19 protein-coding genes are annotated in these 19,623 nt (G+C 71.3%); 5 read left to right on the top strand and 14 right to left on the bottom strand.

The window, feature by feature from the left end; translation table 11 throughout:
- Window positions 1-164 precede the first annotated feature (164 nt).
- Window positions 165-1,568, top strand: coding sequence for a nucleobase:cation symporter-2 family protein (locus tag D451_RS0119995; RefSeq protein ID WP_017535731.1), 1,404 nt, complete (start codon window positions 165-167; stop codon window positions 1,566-1,568).
- Window positions 1,569-1,637: 69 nt separating this feature from the next.
- On the opposite strand, the gene D451_RS0119990 is transcribed toward D451_RS0119995, so the two are convergent.
- From D451_RS0119990 to D451_RS0119960, 7 genes are all read right to left on the bottom strand, one after another.
- Window positions 1,638-2,483, bottom strand: coding sequence for a hypothetical protein (locus D451_RS0119990; protein WP_017535730.1), 846 nt, complete (start codon window positions 2,481-2,483; stop codon window positions 1,638-1,640).
- Between the two features lie 163 nt (window positions 2,484-2,646).
- Entirely contained in the window at window positions 2,647-3,903 is a 1,257-nt protein-coding gene (locus tag D451_RS0119985) for a cytochrome P450 family protein (protein ID WP_017535729.1), read from the bottom strand.
- On the bottom strand, window positions 3,903-5,120 hold the full coding sequence (locus D451_RS0119980; RefSeq protein WP_017535728.1) for a cytochrome P450: 1,218 nt from the start codon (window positions 5,118-5,120) through the stop codon (window positions 3,903-3,905). Before D451_RS0119980 ends, D451_RS0119985 begins: the two co-directional genes overlap by 1 nt.
- 110 nt (window positions 5,121-5,230) lie before the next feature.
- Complete coding sequence (locus D451_RS0119975) at window positions 5,231-5,854, bottom strand: GTP-binding protein (protein WP_026125214.1); 624 nt, start codon at window positions 5,852-5,854, stop codon at window positions 5,231-5,233.
- Window positions 5,835-6,197: a DUF742 domain-containing protein gene (locus tag D451_RS0119970; RefSeq protein WP_017535726.1), complete on the bottom strand. Its 363-nt coding sequence runs from the start codon at window positions 6,195-6,197 to the stop codon at window positions 5,835-5,837. The genes D451_RS0119975 and D451_RS0119970 overlap by 20 nt, the downstream gene beginning before the upstream one ends.
- On the bottom strand, window positions 6,194-6,598 hold the full coding sequence (locus D451_RS0119965; protein ID WP_014910217.1) for a roadblock/LC7 domain-containing protein: 405 nt from the start codon (window positions 6,596-6,598) through the stop codon (window positions 6,194-6,196). The genes D451_RS0119970 and D451_RS0119965 overlap by 4 nt, the downstream gene beginning before the upstream one ends.
- A complete protein-coding gene (locus D451_RS0119960; RefSeq protein WP_017535725.1) occupies window positions 6,598-7,911 on the bottom strand; it encodes an ATP-binding protein in 1,314 nt (437 codons plus the stop codon). The genes D451_RS0119965 and D451_RS0119960 overlap by 1 nt, the downstream gene beginning before the upstream one ends.
- A 654-nt stretch (window positions 7,912-8,565) precedes the next feature.
- Here D451_RS0119960 and D451_RS0119955 point away from each other — a divergent pair.
- Window positions 8,566-8,949, top strand: a complete 384-nt coding sequence (locus tag D451_RS0119955; protein WP_017535724.1) for an RNA polymerase-binding protein RbpA — start codon at window positions 8,566-8,568, stop codon at window positions 8,947-8,949.
- Between the two features lie 67 nt (window positions 8,950-9,016).
- Here D451_RS0119955 and D451_RS0119950 read toward each other — a convergent pair whose 3' ends face one another.
- The 4 genes from D451_RS0119950 to D451_RS0119935 form a co-directional block, all read right to left on the bottom strand.
- Window positions 9,017-9,784 (bottom strand): HAD-IIA family hydrolase, encoded by a 768-nt coding sequence (locus D451_RS0119950; protein WP_042283525.1) that lies wholly within the window; start codon window positions 9,782-9,784, stop codon window positions 9,017-9,019.
- Window positions 9,785-9,921: 137 nt separating this feature from the next.
- On the bottom strand, window positions 9,922-10,722 hold the full coding sequence (locus D451_RS0119945; protein WP_017535722.1) for an SCO1664 family protein: 801 nt from the start codon (window positions 10,720-10,722) through the stop codon (window positions 9,922-9,924).
- A 2-nt stretch (window positions 10,723-10,724) separates the two neighbouring features.
- Complete coding sequence (locus D451_RS0119940) at window positions 10,725-11,306, bottom strand: DUF3090 domain-containing protein (protein ID WP_017535721.1); 582 nt, start codon at window positions 11,304-11,306, stop codon at window positions 10,725-10,727.
- Between the two features lie 51 nt (window positions 11,307-11,357).
- The gene (locus D451_RS0119935) at window positions 11,358-12,110 is read right to left on the bottom strand and encodes an MSMEG_4193 family putative phosphomutase (RefSeq protein WP_017535720.1); all 753 of its coding nucleotides are present in this window, start codon (window positions 12,108-12,110) and stop codon (window positions 11,358-11,360) included.
- 108 nt (window positions 12,111-12,218) lie between these two features.
- On the opposite strand from D451_RS0119935, the gene D451_RS0119930 reads away from it, so the two are divergent.
- A complete protein-coding gene (locus tag D451_RS0119930) occupies window positions 12,219-13,172 on the top strand; it encodes an aldo/keto reductase (protein WP_187294502.1) in 954 nt (317 codons plus the stop codon).
- Window positions 13,173-13,203: 31 nt separating this feature from the next.
- Here the strand turns inward: D451_RS0119930 and D451_RS0119925 are convergent, their stop codons facing one another.
- A complete protein-coding gene (locus D451_RS0119925; RefSeq protein WP_017535719.1) occupies window positions 13,204-15,465 on the bottom strand; it encodes an LLM class flavin-dependent oxidoreductase in 2,262 nt (753 codons plus the stop codon).
- Between the two features lie 98 nt (window positions 15,466-15,563).
- Here D451_RS0119925 and D451_RS0119920 point away from each other — a divergent pair, with 98 nt between their 5' ends.
- On the top strand, window positions 15,564-16,094 hold the full coding sequence (locus tag D451_RS0119920; protein WP_017535718.1) for a MarR family winged helix-turn-helix transcriptional regulator: 531 nt from the start codon (window positions 15,564-15,566) through the stop codon (window positions 16,092-16,094).
- A 97-nt stretch (window positions 16,095-16,191) separates the two neighbouring features.
- Window positions 16,192-17,952 (top strand): helix-hairpin-helix domain-containing protein, encoded by a 1,761-nt coding sequence (locus tag D451_RS0119915; protein ID WP_017535717.1) that lies wholly within the window; start codon window positions 16,192-16,194, stop codon window positions 17,950-17,952.
- A gap of 45 nt (window positions 17,953-17,997) precedes the next feature.
- Here D451_RS0119915 and D451_RS0119910 read toward each other — a convergent pair whose 3' ends face one another.
- On the bottom strand, window positions 17,998-18,759 hold the full coding sequence (locus tag D451_RS0119910) for an SDR family NAD(P)-dependent oxidoreductase (RefSeq protein WP_014911286.1): 762 nt from the start codon (window positions 18,757-18,759) through the stop codon (window positions 17,998-18,000).
- A gap of 84 nt (window positions 18,760-18,843) precedes the next feature.
- Window positions 18,844-19,608, bottom strand: coding sequence for an enoyl-ACP reductase FabI (gene fabI, locus D451_RS0119905; RefSeq protein WP_014910830.1), 765 nt, complete (start codon window positions 19,606-19,608; stop codon window positions 18,844-18,846).
- Window positions 19,609-19,623: the final 15 nt, after the last annotated feature.

The following is a 19,623-nucleotide window of genomic DNA, read 5'->3' as shown; positions in this document are numbered from 1 at the left end:
GGCATTGGTGTCTTTCTACAACCGTTCACCCCGAATTTGCATGTTGATTCGGATCATCCGATGATTTGACCGCTCGGCGTCATGTTCCGAGCCCGGCGCGCGACGACACGGCCTCCGTGTTCGGCGCCCTCCCGCACCGCACCACCCCGGAAGGCCCAGCCACGATGAAGTTCCCCAAGGGCGGCACGGACACCCGCTCCGACGACCGGGGCCGCGCGGTCGACGAGCGCCCCGAGGACGAGAGACCACCGCTTCGGCAGATGGTCGTCTACGGCCTCCAGCACATCCTGTCGCTGTACACGGGCGTCATCACCCCGCCGCTGATCGTCGCCGCCGCCCTGGGCCTGAACCCGACCGATACCGCCCTCATCATCAGCGCGGCCCTGCTGGTCAGCGGCCTGATGACCCTGGTGCAGACACTCGGCGTGTGGCGCTTCGGCATCCGGATGCCGCTGGTCATCGGCACCTCGTTCACCCCGGTCACCGCGATGATCGCGATCGGCGACTCCCACGGCCTGCCCGTCGTCTTCGGCGCGTCGATCGTCGCGGGGCTCTTCGGCATCCTCATCGCGCCGGTCATCGCCGGGCTGATCCGTTTCTTCCCGCCGGTCGTCACCGGCAGCGTCATCACCATCATCGGCATCACGCTGATGCCGGTGGCGGTCGGTTGGATCACCGAGGGCGGGCAGGACGGCGTGCCCACCGGCGTCGACATGCTCCTGGCCGGGGCGACCCTGGCCATCATCCTGGTGCTGACCAAGGTCCTGCGCGGTGCGTGGAACCGCTCGGCGATCCTCATCGGCATGCTGCTGGGCACTCTGCTCGCCGCGTCCCTGGGCCGTCTCGACCTCGATTCCGTGGGCGAGGGGCCGGCCTTCTCCCTGCCCGCCTTCTTCCACTTCGGTCCGCCGGAGTTCCAGGTCGCCGCGATCGTGACGATGTCGATCGTGATGGTGGTGATCCTGGCCGAGGGTATGGCCGACATCCTCGGCGTGGGCCAGGTCGTGGGCAGCAGGATCGATGGTCGACGTCTGGCGGACGGCCTCCGCGCCGACGCCGCCATGGCGGTCGTGGGTCCGCTGTTCAACTCCTTCCCCGGCAGTACCTTCAGCCAGAACATCGGTCTCATCGCGTTGAGCCGGGTCAAGAGCCGTTACGTGGTGGCCACGGGGGCGGCGTTCCTCGTCGCGATGGGGCTCTTCCCGTTCCTGGGTCAGATCGTGGCGGTGATCCCCTCGGCCGTCCTCGGCGGCACCGGTCTGGTGCTGTTCGGCTCGGTGGCCGCGGCGGGTATCCAGACCCTGGGCAAGGCGGACTACGAGGGCACCAACAACCTGATCATCGTGGCGGTCTCCCTCGGACTCGGCATCCTGTCGATCGCCTCGCCCACGTTCTTCTCCGCCTTCCCGGACTGGGCCTCGATGATCCTGAGCTCGGGGGTGGTCACGGCCACGATCTCCGCGCTGCTGCTCAACGTCTTCTTCGAGGTCCTGGGTTCCGGTCGGAGGAAGTCCCCCGAACCCGAACCCGCACCCGACGAGGCGGAACCCTCCGGGGTCGGGGGCTGACCCCTCACCCGCCGCGGGCACACGGGGCGTCGACGTTCGTCGGCGCCCCGTCCCCGTTCTCGGCCCAGGTCAACCGACCGGGATCTCCAGGTCCACTCGGGAGGAGCATTCGGCCAGGCAGCCGCCGACCGCGAGTCGGCCTCCGAGCGGGGTGCCGGCGGGGAACGCGAGCATGGTCTGCGTGGTCCGGCCCGCCTCCAGGTGGTGATCGCCGATCGCCTCGGAGGCACGTCTGCGCTCTCCGTCGGTGGTGGTGTAGGAGGCTCCGGGAAGGTCGAGATCGGCGTCGTCGGTGGTGGTGAACTCCGCGGTGACGACGAGGTCGTCGCGGGTGATCGACCGGTAGGCGGTGATCAGTCGGGCCTCGACCCCCGCGGAGCCGGCGGTGGTGTCCTGGGCCGAGACCAGCCGTTCCCCCGGGTCGATGTCGTCGATCCGGAATCCCGTGACCAGCCCCTCCTCGGTGGTGAAGTCGGTGAAGCGGGCACAGGTGCCCGGCGCGGGCTCGGCCGGGCATACCTCGAAACCGTCGGCGTCGGGCTCCACCGAGGCGGCGTCCGGTATCTCCCCCGCCTCGTCGAGGGCGGCGGCGACCTGCGCGAAGTGGCGCAGATAGAGGTGGGCGGCGGAGTCCTCGACCGCCAACGCGGTCCCGCGTCGCATCGCCTCGGGGTCGTCGAAGCGGGCCAGGGCCATCATGTACTCGGTGGCGTCCTCGGGTTCGGCGGCGTTTCCGATGGGACGTTCGTCCTTCCCGGGCTCGGGAGGTCCGGTCTCGTCGGCCGGCGGGGGGCTCATCGTGGGTCCGGGCGCGTCTTCGAGCGGGTTCCCCGATCCGGGGTGTTCCTCGACGGGCCCGCAGGCCGTGGCGAGGAGGAGCAGGACGAGGGCCGCCGCCGCGCCACGTTCCGACATGTACTCGTACCCCCCGCCGGGAACGACACCAGGAATGCCGATTCTCGGGGATGAGACCCATCTACTGTCCGGTTTCACACGCTTTTAGACGATTTCTGATCATCCCCTGGCCGGAACGTGACGTGGGCCGCCCCGACGGGGACGGCCCATCTCACACGTTTTCTCAGGCGTCCCGGGGCCGCAGGACGACCGGGAACTCCTTGAGGCTGTTGCTGGCCAGCGCCGCGACGACCTCCAGCTCCTCGTCCGGAACGGCCAGGCGCAGGTCCGGGAAACGCTCGAAGAGCATCGGCAGGATGATCCCCGCCTCCAGCCGGGACAGCGGGGCGCCCGGGCAGATGTGCGGACCGTAGCCGAAGGTGATGTGGCGGCCTCGGGTCCGCTTCGGGTCGAAGACGTGCACGTCCTCGCCGAACTCGGCGCGGTCGCGGGTCGCCGCCCCGTAGTGCGTCATCAGGGCCTCGCCCTTCTTGATCGTCCGTCCGGCCACCTCGATGTCCTCGGTGGCGAAGCGGAACATCATGACGTTGTTGGGCGGGTCGTAGCGCAGGGTCTCCTCGACCACGTCCTCCCAGCTCACCTCGCCCCTCTTCAGCAGCTCGTGCTGTTCGGGGTGCTTGAGGAGCGCCCGGACCGCGTTGGTGAGCAGGTTGACCGTGGTCTCGTGTCCGGCCGCGACCACCGTGAGCAGGGTGACGACGATCTCCATGTCGTCGAGGCCGTCCTCGCCCTCCGATCCCGTCCTGATCAGGTCGGCGGTGAAGTCGTCGCACTCGTCCAGGGTGGCGCGCTTACGGGCCACCACCTCCGTGAAGAACTGGAACAGGGCCCCGTAGATCTCGATGTGCTCGCCGGGCTCGGTCGTGCCGGAGAAGAGCTTGGCGTACATCTCGCCGAGGTCGACGCCCTCCTTCTCCTCGATCCCGTACAGCTCGGCGATGACGCCGATCGGCACCTTGAAGGTGAACAGGGACTTCAGATCCTGGGGCTCGTGGGCCCGCTCCTCCAGGGCGTCCAGGTACAGGGCGGTCAGGCGCTCGATGCGCGGACGCAGCCGCTCCACCCGCCGGGCCGAGAAGGGCGCCGCGGTGAGGGTGCGCAGACGACGGTGGGCGTCGCCGTCCAGGGCGAGCATGTTGACCCCGTCGGTGGGGATGGTGGCCATCAGGGGCCACTCCTTGGTGACCACGCCGTTCTGGTAGTCCGCCCAGTGGTCGACGCTCTTGACCAGGCGCGGGTCGTTGAGGGTCTGCTTACTGACCTCGTGGTGGGTGGTGGCCCACGCCATGACCCCGCCGGGGAGTTCGACCCGGGTCAGCGGACCCTCCTGGTGGAGGCGTTCGCGATCGGCCTGGACGTCGTCGGGGATCGCGTGGACGAGGGGGATTCCGTCGGCGTTGTGCTGCACGGGACAGGGCATCAAAGAGCTCCTTCGGGGCTCGCGGGGGTGAAGGTGACGGGAAGACTCCGGACCCCGCGGAGCCAGGGCGAGGGGCGCCAACGGAGCTCGGAGGGGGCGACGGCGAGCTCGACGTCCGGCAACCGGTCCAGGAGGACCTCGACCGCGGTCGCCGCGATGGTCTCGGAGATCGTCCTGGCCGCGTACGGGCAACCGTGCTCGCCGTGGGAGAAGGAAAGGTGGGCGTGGTTGGCCCGCTCGTCCCGCCCTCGGGCCGAGCGCACCACGGGGTCCTGATTGGCGGCCGCGTAGCCGAGCAGGACCATGTCCCCCTCACGGATCCGCCGACCTCCCAGGTCGACGTCGTGGGCGGCGTAGCGTCCGGCCTGCATCTGGGAGGGCGAGTCCTCCCACAGGACCTCGTTGAGCGCCTCCCCCACGCTGCTGCGGGCTCCCGAGAAGGACGCGGAGAAACGGTCGTCGGTGAGCATCAGGCGCAGCGCGTTGCCGATCCACGCGCTGGTGGTCTGGTGGCCTCCGCCCAGGATGGCCAGCAGCTCGGGGACGATCTCCTCGTCGGTGTAGCCGCGCGGGTCGGCCGCCAGACGGGAGACCACGTCGGGCCCCGGCCGGGCCCTGCGCTCGGCGACCAGGCCTCCGACCGTGGTCGCCATCTCCATGTAGTACTCCATGACCCGGGGGCCGGCGTCGAAGACGGTCGTCATCACGGAGGTGAGCCGGTCGCCCCGTTCGCCGTCCAGACCGAACATCCAGCACAGGACCAGGGCCGGCAGCCGGTCGGCGTACGTGGTGATGAGCTCGGTCTCCGCCGATCCTCGAAAGGCGTCGATGAGCCGGTCGGCCAGTCGTTCGGTGACCACGCCCAGCTCGTGCGGGTCGACCCCGCCCAACGCGGCGTTGACCGCCCGGGCCCGGGCCGCGTGCTCCTCTCCCTCGGCCGAGAGCATGTTCGGCAGGGGCATGACGACCGGCATCATCGACCAGTCCGGCGGCACTCGGTCCCAGGCGTTCCATCGGCTCGGGTTCCGGGCGAAGACCGAGGGGGTGGTGAGCACATGGTGGAGCTCTCGATATCCGATGACCAGCCAGGCCGGCAGGTCTCCCTCCATGAGGACCGGGACCACGGGTCCGTGACGCTCTCTCAACCGCCGGAAGGAGACGGCGGTGTCCTCCCGGAACTCCGGGGTGTACAGCTTGACCGGTTCGTCGGTGGGCACAGGGGGTTCTTCTCCACGTCTAGGTCGATCGAAGCCCGTCGGGCTCCGGAAACGGGATCAGGGGTGTGGTCCGGAGGGACTCGTCTCCTCGGGGGGCGCGGGGCCGGAGGTCACCCGGCCCCCTTCTCGACCAGGGAACGGACGTGGTGGACGAGGGAGATGAGGACCTGTTTGGCGGAGTCCCGGTCCCGGGCGTCGCAGCGCAGCAGGGGGACGGTCGGGTCCAGGTCCAGAGCGGAGCGGACCTCCTCCAGGGAGTGGGCGGTCGCCCCGAAGTCGTTGTGCGCCACCACGAAGGGGGTGCCCTGCGCCTCCAACCGGTCGATGGCGTACCAGGAGTCCTCCAGGCGGCGGGTGTCGATCAGCACGACCGCCCCCAGGGCACCGACGAACATGCGCTCCCACAGGAACCAGAAACGTTCCTGGCCGGGGGCGCCGAAGAGATAGAGGACCGAGGTGGCGTCCAGGGTGATGCGACCGAAGTCGAAGGCGACGGTGGTGGTGTGCTTGGACTCCACCCCCTGAAGGTCGTCGACCCCGGCCCCGGCCCTGGTCATCGTCTCCTCGGTGTCGAGCGGACGGATCTCGCTGACCGAGCGCACCATGGTCGTCTTGCCGACGCCGAACCCTCCGACGACGACGAGTTTCAGGGCCTGGGAGGCGGTGTCCGGAAGCGGGGACGACGGCGGGCCGACCCCGTCCACGTCCGCGGGTTCAGAGCTTGTGGAGCGCAACGAGCACCTTCTCCAACACGTCCGGCGAGGCGAGGGGGTGCGCCCACGTGGGCGCGGAGGCCGGATGACGGGCGGTCACCCGACCGGTGTCGATGAGGTCGGTGAGCAGGATGCGCACGACCGCCACCGGCAGACGCAGGTGGGCGGCGACCTCGACCACCGCCACAGGGCTCGCGCACAGCTCGAGGATGGCGGCGTGCTCGGACTGCATTCCGGGCGAGGGGGCGCTCTCGGCGACGATGAGGGTCACCGAATCCAACGCCTCGTCGGCGCCGCCGCCGCTGCGCCCGGAGGTGATGACGTAGAGCCGGTCCGGCCCCTCGTCCCGGTGCGACCGGCTCATGCCGTCTCGGTCCCGGCACGGACCGGGGTGGTCAGGTGCTCGCCCATCTGCTCGACCAGCTCGTTCATGTTGTGACCGACCAGCCCGGGCTCGGCCTCCCCGTCGGTGATGACGGCCAGATGGGTGCCGTGTCCGGCCTCGACGATGAACAGCAGACCGCCGTAGAACTCGGCCATCGCCTGACGGACCCCGCCCCCGCCGTCGCCGAACTCGATCGAGGCGCTGTGCGCGAGGCTCTGCACCCCCGAAGCGATCGCGGAGAGGTGGTCGGCCCGGTCGACGTCCAGACTCGCGGTGTGACAGAGCTTGAGACCGTCTCGGGAGAGCACGAGCGCGTGACGGGCACCGGGGGTGCGCTCGGTGAGGCCTTCGAGGAGCCAGGTCAGCTTCTTGAGATCCATCATGTCTCCTTCAAGGGGTCGGTCGGTCCCTGGCCCCGCACCGCCTCACGGAACGCGCCGAACCCCTTGGGGGGGGTCCGGGGCGCACTCTCCGCGAGGGTGGGACGGGCGCGCTCGGCCGCGGCGAGGGTCCGTCCCCGACGGCGCCGGGGCAGTCCGTTGGGGAGGAGGGTCGTGGACCCGGCGTCTGCGGAGGGGGTGTCGGTGTCCTCGTCCGAGGACGTGTCGTCCGGCCGGGGCGTGGCCGACGGTGAGGAGGAGACGACCGGTGTGGGGCCGGTCGAGGCGGGAAGCGGTTTGATGATGCGCTGGGGCAGGAGCATCACGACGGCCGTTCCACCGCGTGAGGAGGAACGGAAGGAGATCGAGAGGCCGTAGCGTCGGGCGAGCTGTCCCACGACCGACAGGCCCAGACGGGTTCCGGAGATGGCCGCGATGTCCAGCCCGTTCTCGACCGCGCGTCGAGCGCGCCCGAGGGCCTCCTCGCCCATGACCAGTCCGCCGTCCTCGACCATGATCGCCACGCCCGCCTGGACCTCCTCCACGTGCACGTGGACCTCGGCGGTGGGCGGGGAGAACTTGGCGGCGTTGTCGAGGATCTCGGCCAGGGCGTGGATGACGCCTTCGGCCGCGAACCCGGCCACCGCCAGCCGGGAGACGCTGTGGGTCCGGACCCGCTGATAGGCGCCGATCCGGCCCATGGCGCCGCGCAGGATGCTCTCCATCGGGATCGCGCGGCTCCAGCGCCTGCCGGAGCGGGCCCCGGTGAGCACGGCGATGCTGTCGGCCACACGTCCGGTCTGCGCGGTGACGTGGTCCAGGTGCATCAGGTCGCCCAGGACGTCGGGACCGCTCTCCGCTCCGCCATGGCGTTCCTGCATCTGACGGAGGTCGGCGAGCATGGTGGTCGTCAGGGCCTGGACCCGGCCGGCCGCGGTGGCGCAGGCGGCCATCGCTGCGGAGCGCCGACGTTCGGCCAGGGCGATCTCGGCGGCGGCGGTCCGCAGCGCGCCGGCGACGCCGGGGTCCTCGGGCAGTGTGATCCTGTGCAGGGCGGTCTCCGCGGAATCTCCCTCACGCAGCCGTCCGACCAGGCGGGGCAGGTGTTCCTCGGAGAGGGCGACCGTGTCGGAGCGCACCCTGTCGACCTGGGAGCGCAGTTCGGCGATCCGCCGATCGCGGGCCGCGAGCAGAAGTGCCGCCACGAGGGCGAGCAGAAGTGCCAGGCCGCCCGCGATGAGCACGGCGAGCGACCCTTCGGAGCGTGTCTCCCACAGCGCCCAGCCCCAGAGCGGCGCGATGAGCGCGGGCATCAGGAGCCATCGTGGTGCCGTGGACTTCGGAGACGATGCTCCACCGGGGGGTGGTGGTCCAGCAGTCATGGGGCTCCATGTCCGGCCGCGTCGTCATTCTTCGCGCACGCCGAAGGTCAGGCCTGGAGAAAACCGCGATCCACGTGCGAAGATGCGCCGAGAGCGGGGACAAAGAATACTCCGACCCGCATTTTCAGCACACAGCGAGACAACATACCACCAAACCCTCCGGCCTCTCATATCGCGCCAATGAACAATGCATTCCCCCGGGAAGGCCTCTGTACGTCCGTCACCGCAGGGCTTCCGGCGCTCGACGGGCCTTTGGGAACCACACTCGCAATACCTCGGAAAACACCGTTCCGATTCGCCGCGCGCATATCGCGAACTGCGTCGACGGGACGGATCCGGGTGAACGGGGAAACGGCGTACGACACTTCGTGCCATGCCGAGGGCGGTGAGGCGACTTTCGATGGTCGCCCCCTAAGGTGGTTCAGGTCACCGGTGCCGTGGAGCCCGCTCTCTCCGGCTCCCACGGCACACGCGGGGCACCCGCCCACTTCGGGGTGGTTCGACCTCAGGTGAGCGGGGAATCTTGACGTGGACCGACGCGTTACACCCCGCGAGACCGCACGAGCGCCTGGAGGCACCCACACGATGGCCGAGCGAGCACTTCGCGGCACCCGGCTCGGGGCGACGAGCTACGAGAACGACCGCAACACCGACCTGGCTCCCCGCCAGGAGGTCACATACGACTGCACCCGGGGTCACCGCTTCTCGGTCACCTTCGCGACCGAGGCCGAGATCCCCGCCGAATGGGAATGCCGTTTCTGCGGCGACCGCGCGCTGCGGCGCGACGGCGGTGGTGAGGAACCCAAGAACACCAAGCCGGTACGGACCCACTGGGACATGCTGCTCGAACGCCGGAGCATGGAGGACCTGGAAGAGGTCCTCGCCGAACGGCTGGAACTGCTCCGAGCCCGACGCCGCGAGGAGGCGGCGAAGGTCGAGGAGATCGCCAAGCAGCGGCAGAGCGCCTGAGACGACGGAACGGGGGCGATGGACGTGGAGTCCACCGCCCCCGCCGTCGTGTCCGGGGTCCCCCTGGTCAGCCCTCGGCCGTCTGGAAGGGGTCCTGCGTGTGCCCCACCAGCTCCTCGACCGACCCGATCACCCGGGTGGGCCGGTAGGGGAAGTGGTCGGCGGTGTCCCGGTCCGAGATGCCCGAGAGCACGAGGACGGTCTGCAACCCGGCCTCCAGTCCGCTGAGCACGTCGGTGTCCATCCGGTCGCCGACCATCAGGGTGTTCTCCGAGTGCGCGCCGATCCGACGCAGCGCCGAGCGCATCATCAACGGGTTGGGCTTGCCCACGAAGTAGGGACGTCGACCGGTCGCCTTCTCGATCAGCGCCGCCACGGCACCGGTCGCGGGCAGCGGCCCCTCGGCGCTGGGGCCGGTCTCGTCGGGGTTGGTCGCGATGAAGCGGGCCCCGCCGCGCACGAGCCGGATGGCCCGGGTGATGGCCTCGAAGCTGTAGGTACGGGTCTCCCCCAGCACCACGTAGTCCGGGTCGCGCTCGGTCATCACGTAGCCGACGTTGTGCAGCGCGGTGGTCAGGCCCGACTCTCCCACCACGTAGGCGGAACCGCCGGGACGCTGGGTCTGGAGGAACTGGGCGGTGGCCAGCGCGGAGGTCCAGATGGACTCCTCCGGGATGTCCAGCCCCGTGTTGAGCAGTCGAGCACGCAGGTCACGCGGGGTGTAAATGGAGTTGTTCGTCAACACCATGAACGGGGTCCCCTGCTCGCGCAGCTCCGCGATGAGCGTGTCCGCGCCGGGGATCAGGTGCTCCTCGCGTACGAGCACGCCGTCCATGTCGAAAAGGTAGTTCCACTCGTTGCTCACGACACCATTGTGCCGGGCGGGGTGAGGGCGACGCCATTCCTACCCCCCGGTAGTCGCAGGTCGGGTGTTAGACACTGCTCACACCCGGTCCATCCGCCCGTTCCGGGTCAGACCGGCGGCCACGGTACCGAGGGCCAATCCGGCGAGGGGTAGGGGTGGACACGATGGTGGAGCAACAGTTCCACCCTGGCCCGCACGGCGTAGGCCTCGGGGCCGGTCAGATGGCGCGCCAGCTCGACGGACAAGGGGTCCTCCGCGTCCTCCAGCCGAGCCCGCAGCCGGGTGAGCGCCTCCAGCGCCTCCTCGGTCAGAGGCTCGCCCCGCCACTGCCACAGGACCGTGCGCAACTTGTACTCCTCGGCGAAGGACACTCCGTGGTCGCACCCGTACAGATGACCACCGGGGGTGGGCAACAGGTGCCCGATCTTGCGATCGGAGTTGTTGATCACCGTGTCCAGCACCGCCATACGGCGCAGCCCCACGTGCCCGGTCTCCCTGGACAGGGCGATCAGGTCGACGGTGGTGTCGCCGTGCACCCAGAGCTGGACCATGCCCTCGCCGTAGGGGCCGTCCCGGTGGACGGTGGGCGGGACCACCGACCATCCCAGCGCCTCGGAGACGGCGTAGGCCGATACCTCACGGCCGGCCAGCGTGCCGTCGGGAAAGTCCCACAGCGGCCGTTCCCCCGCCACCGGTTTGTAGACGCAGGCGGCCGAACGGACGCCGTCGGAGATCGTGCAGTAGAGCGTGGCGTTGGACGCGGAGGTCAACCGCCCCTCCACCGTGAGCTCGCCCTCGCGCAACAGGGACACGGCCTCGGCGGGGTCGATCCCGTCGAAGTCGGCCGGGGAGGGGCCCGATCCCGGCGCCTCGGCGGGCCGGGATCCGGTGGTGTCGTCGGTGTCCAAGGTCAGACGAGGCGGTCCGGACGGTAACCGTTCTGGCGGACGCAGATGTGCCCCTCCGGGTCCAACGGACGCCCGCACAGCGGGCAGTCGGGACGCCCGGCCGAGACGACCTTCAGCGCGCGGACGGCGAAGGCGTGCGCCTCGCCGGGGGTGAGGTAGACCCGCAGGACGTCACGGTGGGGCGGGGCCTCCTCCGCGAAGACCTCCAACTCGTCCTCGTCGTCCTCGACCAACTCCTCGCCGGCGGTCTCGTCGATCTCCTGGGCCTCGATGATGACGCGCGCGGCCTCGGCGTCCCAGGCCAGGGCGAGCGTTCCGACCCGGAAGTCCTGCTCGATCGGCTGTTCCAGAGGGCCGTCGTCCTCGGGCGCGGTCTCATCGCCGGGCGGGGTGCCGAACCGGCGGTTCACCTCTTCCAGAAGCTCCTCGATACGGGTGGCCAAGGCCTCCACCTGGGCCTTCTCCAACACGACGCTGGTGATGCGACCCTCCCCCACTGCCTGGAGGAAGAAGGTGCGGTCCCCGGGCCGACCGACGGTCCCCGCGATGAACCGTTCCGGCGGATTGAACTGAAAGACGGGCATGACTGAACCTTACGGGATGACGGTGGCGGGGTGCGATTCTCCGGTGACCGGTCAGGCCGGTTCCTCGGCCCCTCCGGCCCCGCCTCCGACCGGGGCGTCGCCCCCGGCCTCCCTCGCCGTGGGCAGGACGCCGGCCAGCGGCCGCCCGGTCTCGTTGAGCCCGTTGAGGAAGGGTCGGGTCCGGGTGTAGGTGATGGAGGTGACCGAGCAGGGGTCCACCCGGATGCGCTGGAAGAGGTCCAGGTGGACGCCGAGGGCGTCGGCGACGATCGCCTTGATCACGTCCCCGTGTCCGCACACCACGTAGACGGGAGGGGAGCCCGCGGTCCCCTCGGCCTCGGCGAGGAGGCGCCCGTTCCAGTCCCGGACCGCCTCCGTGGCCCGGGCCGAGACCGCGGCGAGGGACTCGCCGCCCGGGAAGCGCACGGCGCTGGGGTGATCCTGGACCACCCGCCACAGGGGCTCCTCCGCCAGCTCCGTGAGGGAACGGCCGGTCCAGGAGCCGTAGTCGCACTCCACGAAGCGTTCGTCCGTGGTGATGGGAACGCCGATCCGCTCCGATAGGGCCTCGGCGGTCTCCTGGCAGCGTTCGAGGGGGCTGGAGACCAGGGCCGCGGGCGTCAGGCCGGCCAGCCGGCCGGCCAGGTCGACGGCCTGGGCCCGGCCGGTGTCGTTGAGGTGCAGCCCCGGGGCCCGGCCCGCCAGCCGGGGACCGGTGGCGTCGGTCATGCCGTGCCTCACGAGCAGGAGGGTGACCGCCTCGGGGACGGTCGGGGTGTCCTTGGTCTCAGCCGCTGTCGCCATGCCCCCACTCTAGGCCGCGTGCGGGCAGCGGTCCCGGCACGGACCGCCCCGGGCCTCTCCACGCCGTCCCCCTCACCCGACTTCGGCGGACACGGTACTCTCCGCCGCATGGAACAGCGACAGGTGGGCAGATCAGGTCTCTGGGTGTCTCGTACCGCTCTCGGCACGATGACCTGGGGAAAGGACACCTCCGAGGAGGAGGCCGGGCAGCAGCTCACCGCGTTCGCGGACGCGGGAGGCACTCTCGTGGACACGGCGGACATCTACACGGGCGGACAGAGCGAACGGATCCTGGGCCGGCTGCTGCGCGGGGCCGTACGGCGCGAGGACATGGTGGTGGCCACCAAGAGCGGTCACACCCCCGAGGGCTACCGCCCGGTGGACGCCTCCCGGCGCCACCTGATGGCGTCCCTGGAGGCCTCGCTGCGCCGTTTGCAAACCGACTACGTGGACCTGTGGCAGTTGCACGTGTTCGACCCCCGCACCCCTCCGGAGGAGACCCTGGAGGTCATGGAGGCGGCGGTGACCTCCGGCAAGGCCCGCTACGTGGGCACCGGGAGCCTGGAGGCCTGGCAGTTCGCGACCCTGTCGACCTGGCAGAGGGCACGGCCCGGCCGGGTGCCGCTGGTGAGCGCCGGGACCGAGTACTCCCTGCTCAACCGGTCGGCGGAGCGCGCCCTGCGCCCCGCCGTGGCGGCCGGAGACGCCCACGTCATCGCGTGGTCTCCGCTGGGCCGGGGCGTGCTCAGCGCCAAGTACCGCAACGGGGTGCCCGCGGACTCGCGCGCCGCCTTTCCGCACATGGCCCCCTATGTGGAGCCCTACCTGGACGACCGCAGCCGACGGGTGGTGGAGTCGGTGTGCACCGCCGCCGACGGTCTCGGGGTGTCCCCGACCGCGGTGGCGTTGAGCTGGGCCCGGGACCAGGAGGGCGTGGCCGCCGCCGTGGTGGGGCCGCGTACCCTCCCCCAACTGGAGGAGATCCTCTCGGTGGAGAGTGTGGAGCTGCCACCCGAGATCAGAGACGCCTTGGACGACGCGACGGCCGGCCCGGGGCGCTGACCCGCGCCCGGGACCGGCCCGGTCGGTCCGCTCAGGCGGGCGGGATCGGGAAGTTCTGGTCGAAGACCTGGTCCGGGTCGTGAACGGCCTTGAGGGCGCGCAGCCGACTCAGGGTGGGTTCGGGGAAGGCCTGGGCCAATACCTCGGGCCCGGTGCGGGTGTCGAAGCTCAGGTACATCCCCTGGAGCCGCGGTTCCAGGGCCGACCAGTGACGGTCCAGGCGTCCGGCGCGGGCCCCCAGCGCCGCCACCGAGAAACGGGCCGAACGGTGGGCGTAGGCGGTGGCCTCGGGAGCCATGTCGTCGACGGCACCGCCGACCTGCCGGAACTGGGTGAAGTAGGAGTCGCCCGAGGCGATCATGGCGGCGACGATCTCGGCGATCTCCGGGGTGGTCTCCCCGATCAGCCCCGAGCGCGAGACCGGGATCCCGTGCCCTTCGTGGGGACCCTGGTGCGGGACCAGGAGGGCCGCGTAGGGCGCCACCTGGGCGCGCTGGTCCAGGACCGGCCCCGCCTTGAGGAAGGGTTCGAGCGCGGCGACGGCCGCGTCGGTGTCCTCACCCGCGTAGACCACCATCGCCTGGGCGACGGGCCCCTGACCGCCGCGGCCCGCGCCCAGGGTGAGGAAGGCCGTGACCTCGCGCGGGGCGGCGTCGGCGATCTCCCCCCAGGCGCGGAGGAAGGAGGCGGTGGCCGAGGCGTCGTAGACGAACCTGCCGAGGACGACGTTCCCCACCGGCGCGGCCTCGATCTCCACGGCGGTGACCACGCCGAGGTTGGCCCCGGCGCCGCGCGTCCCCCAGAACAGCTCCGGGTCGTGGTCCTGGTCCACGCGCAGGAGACGACCGTCGGCGGTGACGAGTTCGACGGCGGTGAGGCGGTCGATGGTGAGCCCGTGGGCGCGGGACATGTAGCCGATGCCGCCGGTGGTGGCGATACCGCCCACGCCCACGCCCCCGTGGTCGCCTGAGCTGATCGCCCACCCTCGGTCGCCGAGGGTCCTGGCCACGTCGCCCCAGCGGGCCCCGGTTCCCAGACGGACCCGTCCGGTGTCCGGGTCCAGGAGCCGGATCCCGTCCATCCGGCTGAGGTCGATCACGACGCCGCCGTCGTTGGTGGAGGCCCCACTGATGCCATGACCTCCGGAGCGCACGTTGAGGGGGACCCGCTGTTCCCGCGCGTAGGCGAGCGCCTCCGCCACCTGCTCGGGGTCGGTGGGACGCAGGACCAGTCCGGGCCGGCCCCGTTGCATGTAGCCGTGGCGCACCCCGGTGTAGCCGCCGTCGCCGGGCTCCACGGCGAGATCGCGCAGGGCGGCGGGAACCCCGTCGTAGTCGATGCCCGGGCGGCGGGCGGCCAGGGCGGCGACGGGCCGGGCGGGGCCGGTGGGGGTCCCCTTCATGGCGCGTTCGCCTTCGACGGCCTCCCTGAGCGCGGGCGCCACCTCCCGACCGAAGAGGTCGATGGCGCGGGGGTCGTCGCCGCCGAGGACGAAGGTGGCCACCCCTTGTTCCAGGACCAGTGGCAGGAGTTGTTCGACCCACTGTTCGGGAGGCCCCTGGAGGAAACCCCGGGATGCGGACGAGAAGGAGGTTCCCGTCAGGTTGAGCAGGCGTCTGACCTGGCGCGGATCACGCCCGGCGGCCTCGGCCGACTCGTCGATGATCCTGTTGCCCTCGGGCAGGTCGGCCAGGTCCAGGTAGCCGAGGCTGGGCAGCCAGCCGTCGGCCTTGGCCCCCACGAGCCCGAGCATCCGGGGTTTGTAGGCGCCCAGCCAGATACCGATGTCGTGGTGGGGCCGGGGGCCGCGCGGGGTGCCGGGGACGGGGTAGTGCGGCCCCGAGGAACGGACCTCGCCGCCGGAGTCGACGTCCCAGACGGCGCGGATGAGGTCGATGGCCTCCGAGAGCGCGTCGACCGATTCACCCGCGGTGCGTCGGGCCCCGCCCATGCCCTGAACGGCCTCCCGGAAGCCTCCGGCGCCGAGACCGAGTTCGACCCGGCCTCGGGAGAGCAGGTCGAGACCGGCGGCGGCACGGGCCAGGACCGTGGGGTGACGCAGGGGGAGGTTGAGGACGTTACCGGCGACGCGAAGACGTTCGGTGCGCGAGGCCACCCAACCGAGCAGGGTCCAGGTGTCGAGGAGCTCCGGGTTATAGGGGTGGTCCTGGAAGGTGGCCAGGTCCAGACCCGCCGCCTCGGTGCGCTCGGCGAGCCCGACGACGTGTTCGGGGTCTCGGGAGGTCGGTGTCAGGAAGGTGCCGAACTCCAGGTGGTGTCCGTAGTCGGTCATGGGCGCTCCTCGGCACGGTCCGGCGAAATCGTTGAAATCACAAACGATAGTTCCTACAACCTATCTGACGCGCGAATCGCCCTTGATACGGTGAGCAGATGAACCCCACCACCCCGGACAGGGCCCCTGAACACAACCTGGGGTGGTCCCTGGCCGTTCTGCTCCGCCGCTGGCACGAGCACGTCGAACAGGCCCTCACCGACCTTCCGCACGGCAGCCGCGGCTACCACGTGCTCTCCATCGCGGCCGAGGGCGAGGCGCCCACCCAGGCCTGCCTGGCCGACCGTCTGCTCATCGACCGCAGCGTCATGACCTACCTGCTCGACGACCTCGAGGCCGCCGATCTGGTCCGACGTCGGGTCGACCCCAAGGACCGACGGGCACGCCGCGTCTGCCCCACCGACCACGGCCGGGCGGTCCTGGCCCGGGCCGAGAAGGTCGTCGAACACGTGGAGGAACGGCTCCTCGGTGGGCTGGCCCCCGAACACCGCGCCCTGTTCCGGGCCTCGGCGAGCACGGCCGCCGTCTCCGTGCGGCGGCACTCCCCCGACACCGACCCCTGCGAGGCGGTCCTCCAGGTGACCGGTCCGGGCGAGAAGGAGCCCGCCCCCTCCGATCGCGCCGGCTGAACGGCTCCGACCCGCCCTCCGATCGACCCCGAGCCGGACCGTCGCCGCGAGTCGGTAGGCTCCTTGACGTCCACGAACGACACGACGAGGGGAACCGGTGTCCGAGGCCGTCGAGAAGGTCAGTGCCGTCCTTGACCGCATGGGCGCCCCGCGCGCCCTGGCGGCGCGGCTGGTGTCCGTACTGGGTCCACAGCCCGCCGCAGAGCTGGACGCCGACCCCTGGCTCCTGCTCCGCCTGCCGGGGGTGACCCTGGAACAGGCCGACTTCTGCGCCCGCCACCACCTGGGCGACCAGGCCAGACCGGACGATCCCCGTCGTCTGGCCGCGCTGGTCCGGCACACCCTGCGCACCGCGGCGGGGCGCGGCCACACCGCGGTCGAGGAGAAGCGGCTCGCCACGGTGATCGGGCGGCTGGGCGTCCCCTCCCCCATGGCCGCCCTGGAGGCGGCCCTGTCGAGCGAGCAGGCGGTGCTGTTCGAGAGCACCGACGAACCGGACGACGACTTCGACTTCGAGGAGGGCGGGATCCCCGAGCCGCCCGACCCCGAACGTTTCTACGCGCTCGCCGAGATCGGTGAGCGCGAACAGCGTCTGGGCGTCCGCCTGGCCCGGCTCATCGGCGCCAACGATCCGGTCATGGACTCGTTGACCGCGACCGAGACCGTCGACGCCGCCCGGGAGCGGGGCGGCTTCCCCCTGTCCGAACAGACCCGTGAGGCCCTGGTGACGGTGGCTCTGCGCCCGGTCACCGTGCTACGACACGGCCCCGGTGACCGCGCCGAGATCGCCCGCGCCCTGCTCGGGATCTCCGCCATCGCGAAGGAGAGCGGTGTGGGCCTGGCGGTGGTCGCCCCCACGGCGCAGACCGCCGCCGCGGCCGAGGCCGACCTGGCCTCCGTGGTCGACGCGAAGGGCGAGCCGGACGAGGAGGGGGCGGAGGGCGCGCCCGGCGTGGAGTCGCTGCCCGCCCTCCTGGCCCGGGCCCCGATCGAGGCGGGCATCGTGGTGCTGTACGAGTCGATGGCGGTGGGCACCTCCCGCATGGCCGAGCTGGTCTCGACCTGCTCCGAGGGCGCGCACCTGGTGCTGTTGGCCGACCCCGACCAGGCCCCTTCGGCCACCCCGGGGCGGGTGGCGATGGACGTCGCCGTCTCCCGTACCGCCCACGTGGCGCTCCTGGCCGACGACGCCGAACCGGGGCCCCTGGCGGTCCTGGCCGGGGCCGTGGCCGCAGGCGACCTGCCCGAGGTCGAGGCCCCCGGGCGCGAGGTGGTCCGAGTGCCGGCCTCCTCCGCGGAGGAGGCGGCCCACCGGGTGACCCAGCTGGTCACCGACTCCATCCCCCGGGCCCTGGGTGTGGCCTCCGAGGGGATTCAGGTGGTGACCGCCCGGGAGGACGGCCCGGCGGGCGCACGCGCGCTCAACGCCGCCTGCAAGGAACTGCTGAACCCGGGGCCGGGCGCGCACGGCGGGTTCGACGTGGGAGACCGGATCCTGGTGACCGCCGAGGGGCCGGGATACGGCCCCGGGGACACCGGATACCTGCGCGAGGTGTCGGAGGGCGCCGTGGTGGAGCTGGCCGGCGGTTCCCGGGTGAAGGTGACGGACCCGTCCGTGTTGCGGCACGGGTGGGCGATCACCGTGGCGGCCGCCCATGGTGGCCTGTGGCCCGCCGTGGTCGCGGTCTTCCCGCCCGAGGTTCCGATCTCGCGTCCTCAGGTGTACACCTGCCTGACCCGCGCCACCCGGCACGTGTCGGTGGTGGACGCCACCGACGGGGCGTTGGCGACCGGGGTGCGCGAGACGCTCGCGCCCGAGCGCACCACCCGCCTGGTCCAGATCCTCCGCGAAGGCTGACCCGCCCGACGAACGGACCCCGAGGGTCCATACGTCGGACGGGGGTCAGACCTGGTCGAGGAAGCCGCCGTCCACGACCAGGTTCTGGCCGGTGACGAAGGACGCGGCGGGCGAGGCCAGGAAGACCACCGAGCGCGCGACCTCCTCGGGTCGGCCCAGCCGACCGTAGGGGATGCGTTCGCGCACGCTCTCGTAGAAGTCCGGGTCGCTCTCCTTGCGGCGCTCCCAGCCTCCACCGGGGAACTCGATGGGCCCCGGGGAGACGGTGTTGACGCGCAGGCCCTCCGGCGCCCACTCCCGGGCCAGCGAGGCGGCGTGGTGGTTGAGCGCCGCCTTGACCGCGCCGTAGGAACGGGCCCCCGCGGGTCGGGTCACGTGCAACGCGGAGGTGGTGGAGACCAGCACCACCGAGCCGCCCGTACCGGAGCGGCGCAGGTGCGGTTCGGCAGCCTGGGCCAGTCGGACGAACGGCATGAGGTCGGCGGCGAACCCGCGCTCCCACTGGTCGGGGGTGGGCGCGCTACCACCGGAGACGTTGGAGACCAGCACGTCCAGTCCGCCGAGCGCGACGACCGCGTCCTCGACGAAGGCCGGAAGGGCATCGTGGTCGGTGACGTCCAGGTCACGGGTGAAGACCGTGGACCCGGTCGCCCCGAGTTCCTCGGCCGCCCGGGCCAGAGGTCCCGGCGTACGCGCGCACAGGGCCAGGTCGGCGCCCTCCTCCGCGAACGCCTGGGCGATGGCGCGGCCGATCCCCCTGCTGGCCCCGGTCACCATGACCTTGGCGCCCGCCAGTCCCAGATCCATACGTCCCCCTCGTTTCGGTACTCGCAGGGCCCGATGGTATCCGGAAGGGGGCGGGCGACGCCGAAGGACGCCGCCCGTCCCGTGTCAGGCTCCGGTGGAGTGGAAGCCGCCGTCGACGTGGACGATCTCGCCGGTGGTGGCCGGGAACCAGTCCGAGAGGAGGGCGACGGCCGCCTTCGCCGCGGGCTCGGGGTCCTTGACGTCCCAGCCCAGCGGGGCCCGCTCGGGCCAGTGCTCGGCCAGGGTCTCGAAGCCGGGGATGCTGCGCGCGGCCATGGTGCTCAGCGGGCCCGCCGACACCAGGTTGACCCGCACGTTCCTGTCGCCGACGTAACGGGCGAGGTAGCGGGCGGTGGAGGTCAGCGCGGACTTGGCCACGCCCATCCAGTCGTAGATGGGGTAGGAGACGCTGTTGTCGAAGTCGAGGGCGACCACCGAGCCGCCCTTGTCCATGAGCGGCAGCAGCGCGGTGGTGAGCGACTTCAGCGAGAAGGTGGAGGTGTGCATCGCCTTGGCGACGTCGTCCCACTCCGTGTTGAGGAAGTTGCCGCCCAGGGCCTCCTGGGGCGTGAACCCGATGGAGTGGACGATGCCGTCCAGACCGTCGACGTGCTCGCGGACCCGATCGGCCAGGGAGGCGAGGTGCTCGTCGTCGGTGACGTCCAGTTCGAGGACGGGGGGCTCCTCGGGCAGGCGCTTGGCGATGCGCTTGACCAGACCGAGCCGACCGTAGCCGGTCAGCACGACCGTGGCGCCCTGTTCCTGGGCCAAGCGGGCGATGTGGAAGGCGATGGAGGAGTCGGTGAGCACCCCGGTGACGAGGATGCGTTTGCCTTCGAGGATTCCCATGTCGGGTCCGTTCTG

It is taken from the genome of Nocardiopsis alba DSM 43377 (assembly GCF_000341225.1).
In the GTDB taxonomy this organism is placed as follows: Bacteria; Actinomycetota; Actinomycetes; order Streptosporangiales; family Streptosporangiaceae; genus Nocardiopsis; species Nocardiopsis alba.
Note: the sequence above shows the minus strand (reverse complement) of the source record. Positions and strands in the feature narration are given on the sequence as shown.

What these genes read in the sequence shown, in the direction of transcription:
- D451_RS0119995 (WP_017535731.1), top strand. Translation starts at nt 165, where the DNA reads ATGAAGTTCCCCAAGGGCGGCACGGACACCCGCTCCGACGACCGGGGC.
- D451_RS0119990 (WP_017535730.1), bottom strand. Translation starts at nt 2,483, where the DNA reads ATGTCGGAACGTGGCGCGGCGGCGGCCCTCGTCCTGCTCCTCCTCGCC.
- D451_RS0119985 (WP_017535729.1), bottom strand. Translation starts at nt 3,903, where the DNA reads ATGCCCTGTCCCGTGCAGCACAACGCCGACGGAATCCCCCTCGTCCAC.
- D451_RS0119970 (WP_017535726.1), bottom strand. Translation starts at nt 6,197, where the DNA reads ATGAGCCGGTCGCACCGGGACGAGGGGCCGGACCGGCTCTACGTCATC.
- D451_RS0119965 (WP_014910217.1), bottom strand. Translation starts at nt 6,598, where the DNA reads ATGGATCTCAAGAAGCTGACCTGGCTCCTCGAAGGCCTCACCGAGCGC.
- D451_RS0119960 (WP_017535725.1), bottom strand. Translation starts at nt 7,911, where the DNA reads ATGCCCGCGCTCATCGCGCCGCTCTGGGGCTGGGCGCTGTGGGAGACA.
- D451_RS0119955 (WP_017535724.1), top strand. Translation starts at nt 8,566, where the DNA reads ATGGCCGAGCGAGCACTTCGCGGCACCCGGCTCGGGGCGACGAGCTAC.
- D451_RS0119950 (WP_042283525.1), bottom strand. Translation starts at nt 9,784, where the DNA reads ATGGACGGCGTGCTCGTACGCGAGGAGCACCTGATCCCCGGCGCGGAC.
- D451_RS0119940 (WP_017535721.1), bottom strand. Translation starts at nt 11,306, where the DNA reads ATGCCCGTCTTTCAGTTCAATCCGCCGGAACGGTTCATCGCGGGGACC.
- D451_RS0119935 (WP_017535720.1), bottom strand. Translation starts at nt 12,110, where the DNA reads ATGGCGACAGCGGCTGAGACCAAGGACACCCCGACCGTCCCCGAGGCG.
- D451_RS0119930 (WP_187294502.1), top strand. Translation starts at nt 12,219, where the DNA reads ATGGAACAGCGACAGGTGGGCAGATCAGGTCTCTGGGTGTCTCGTACC.
- D451_RS0119925 (WP_017535719.1), bottom strand. Translation starts at nt 15,465, where the DNA reads ATGACCGACTACGGACACCACCTGGAGTTCGGCACCTTCCTGACACCG.
- D451_RS0119920 (WP_017535718.1), top strand. Translation starts at nt 15,564, where the DNA reads ATGAACCCCACCACCCCGGACAGGGCCCCTGAACACAACCTGGGGTGG.
- D451_RS0119910 (WP_014911286.1), bottom strand. Translation starts at nt 18,759, where the DNA reads ATGGATCTGGGACTGGCGGGCGCCAAGGTCATGGTGACCGGGGCCAGC.
- fabI (WP_014910830.1), bottom strand. Translation starts at nt 19,608, where the DNA reads ATGGGAATCCTCGAAGGCAAACGCATCCTCGTCACCGGGGTGCTCACC.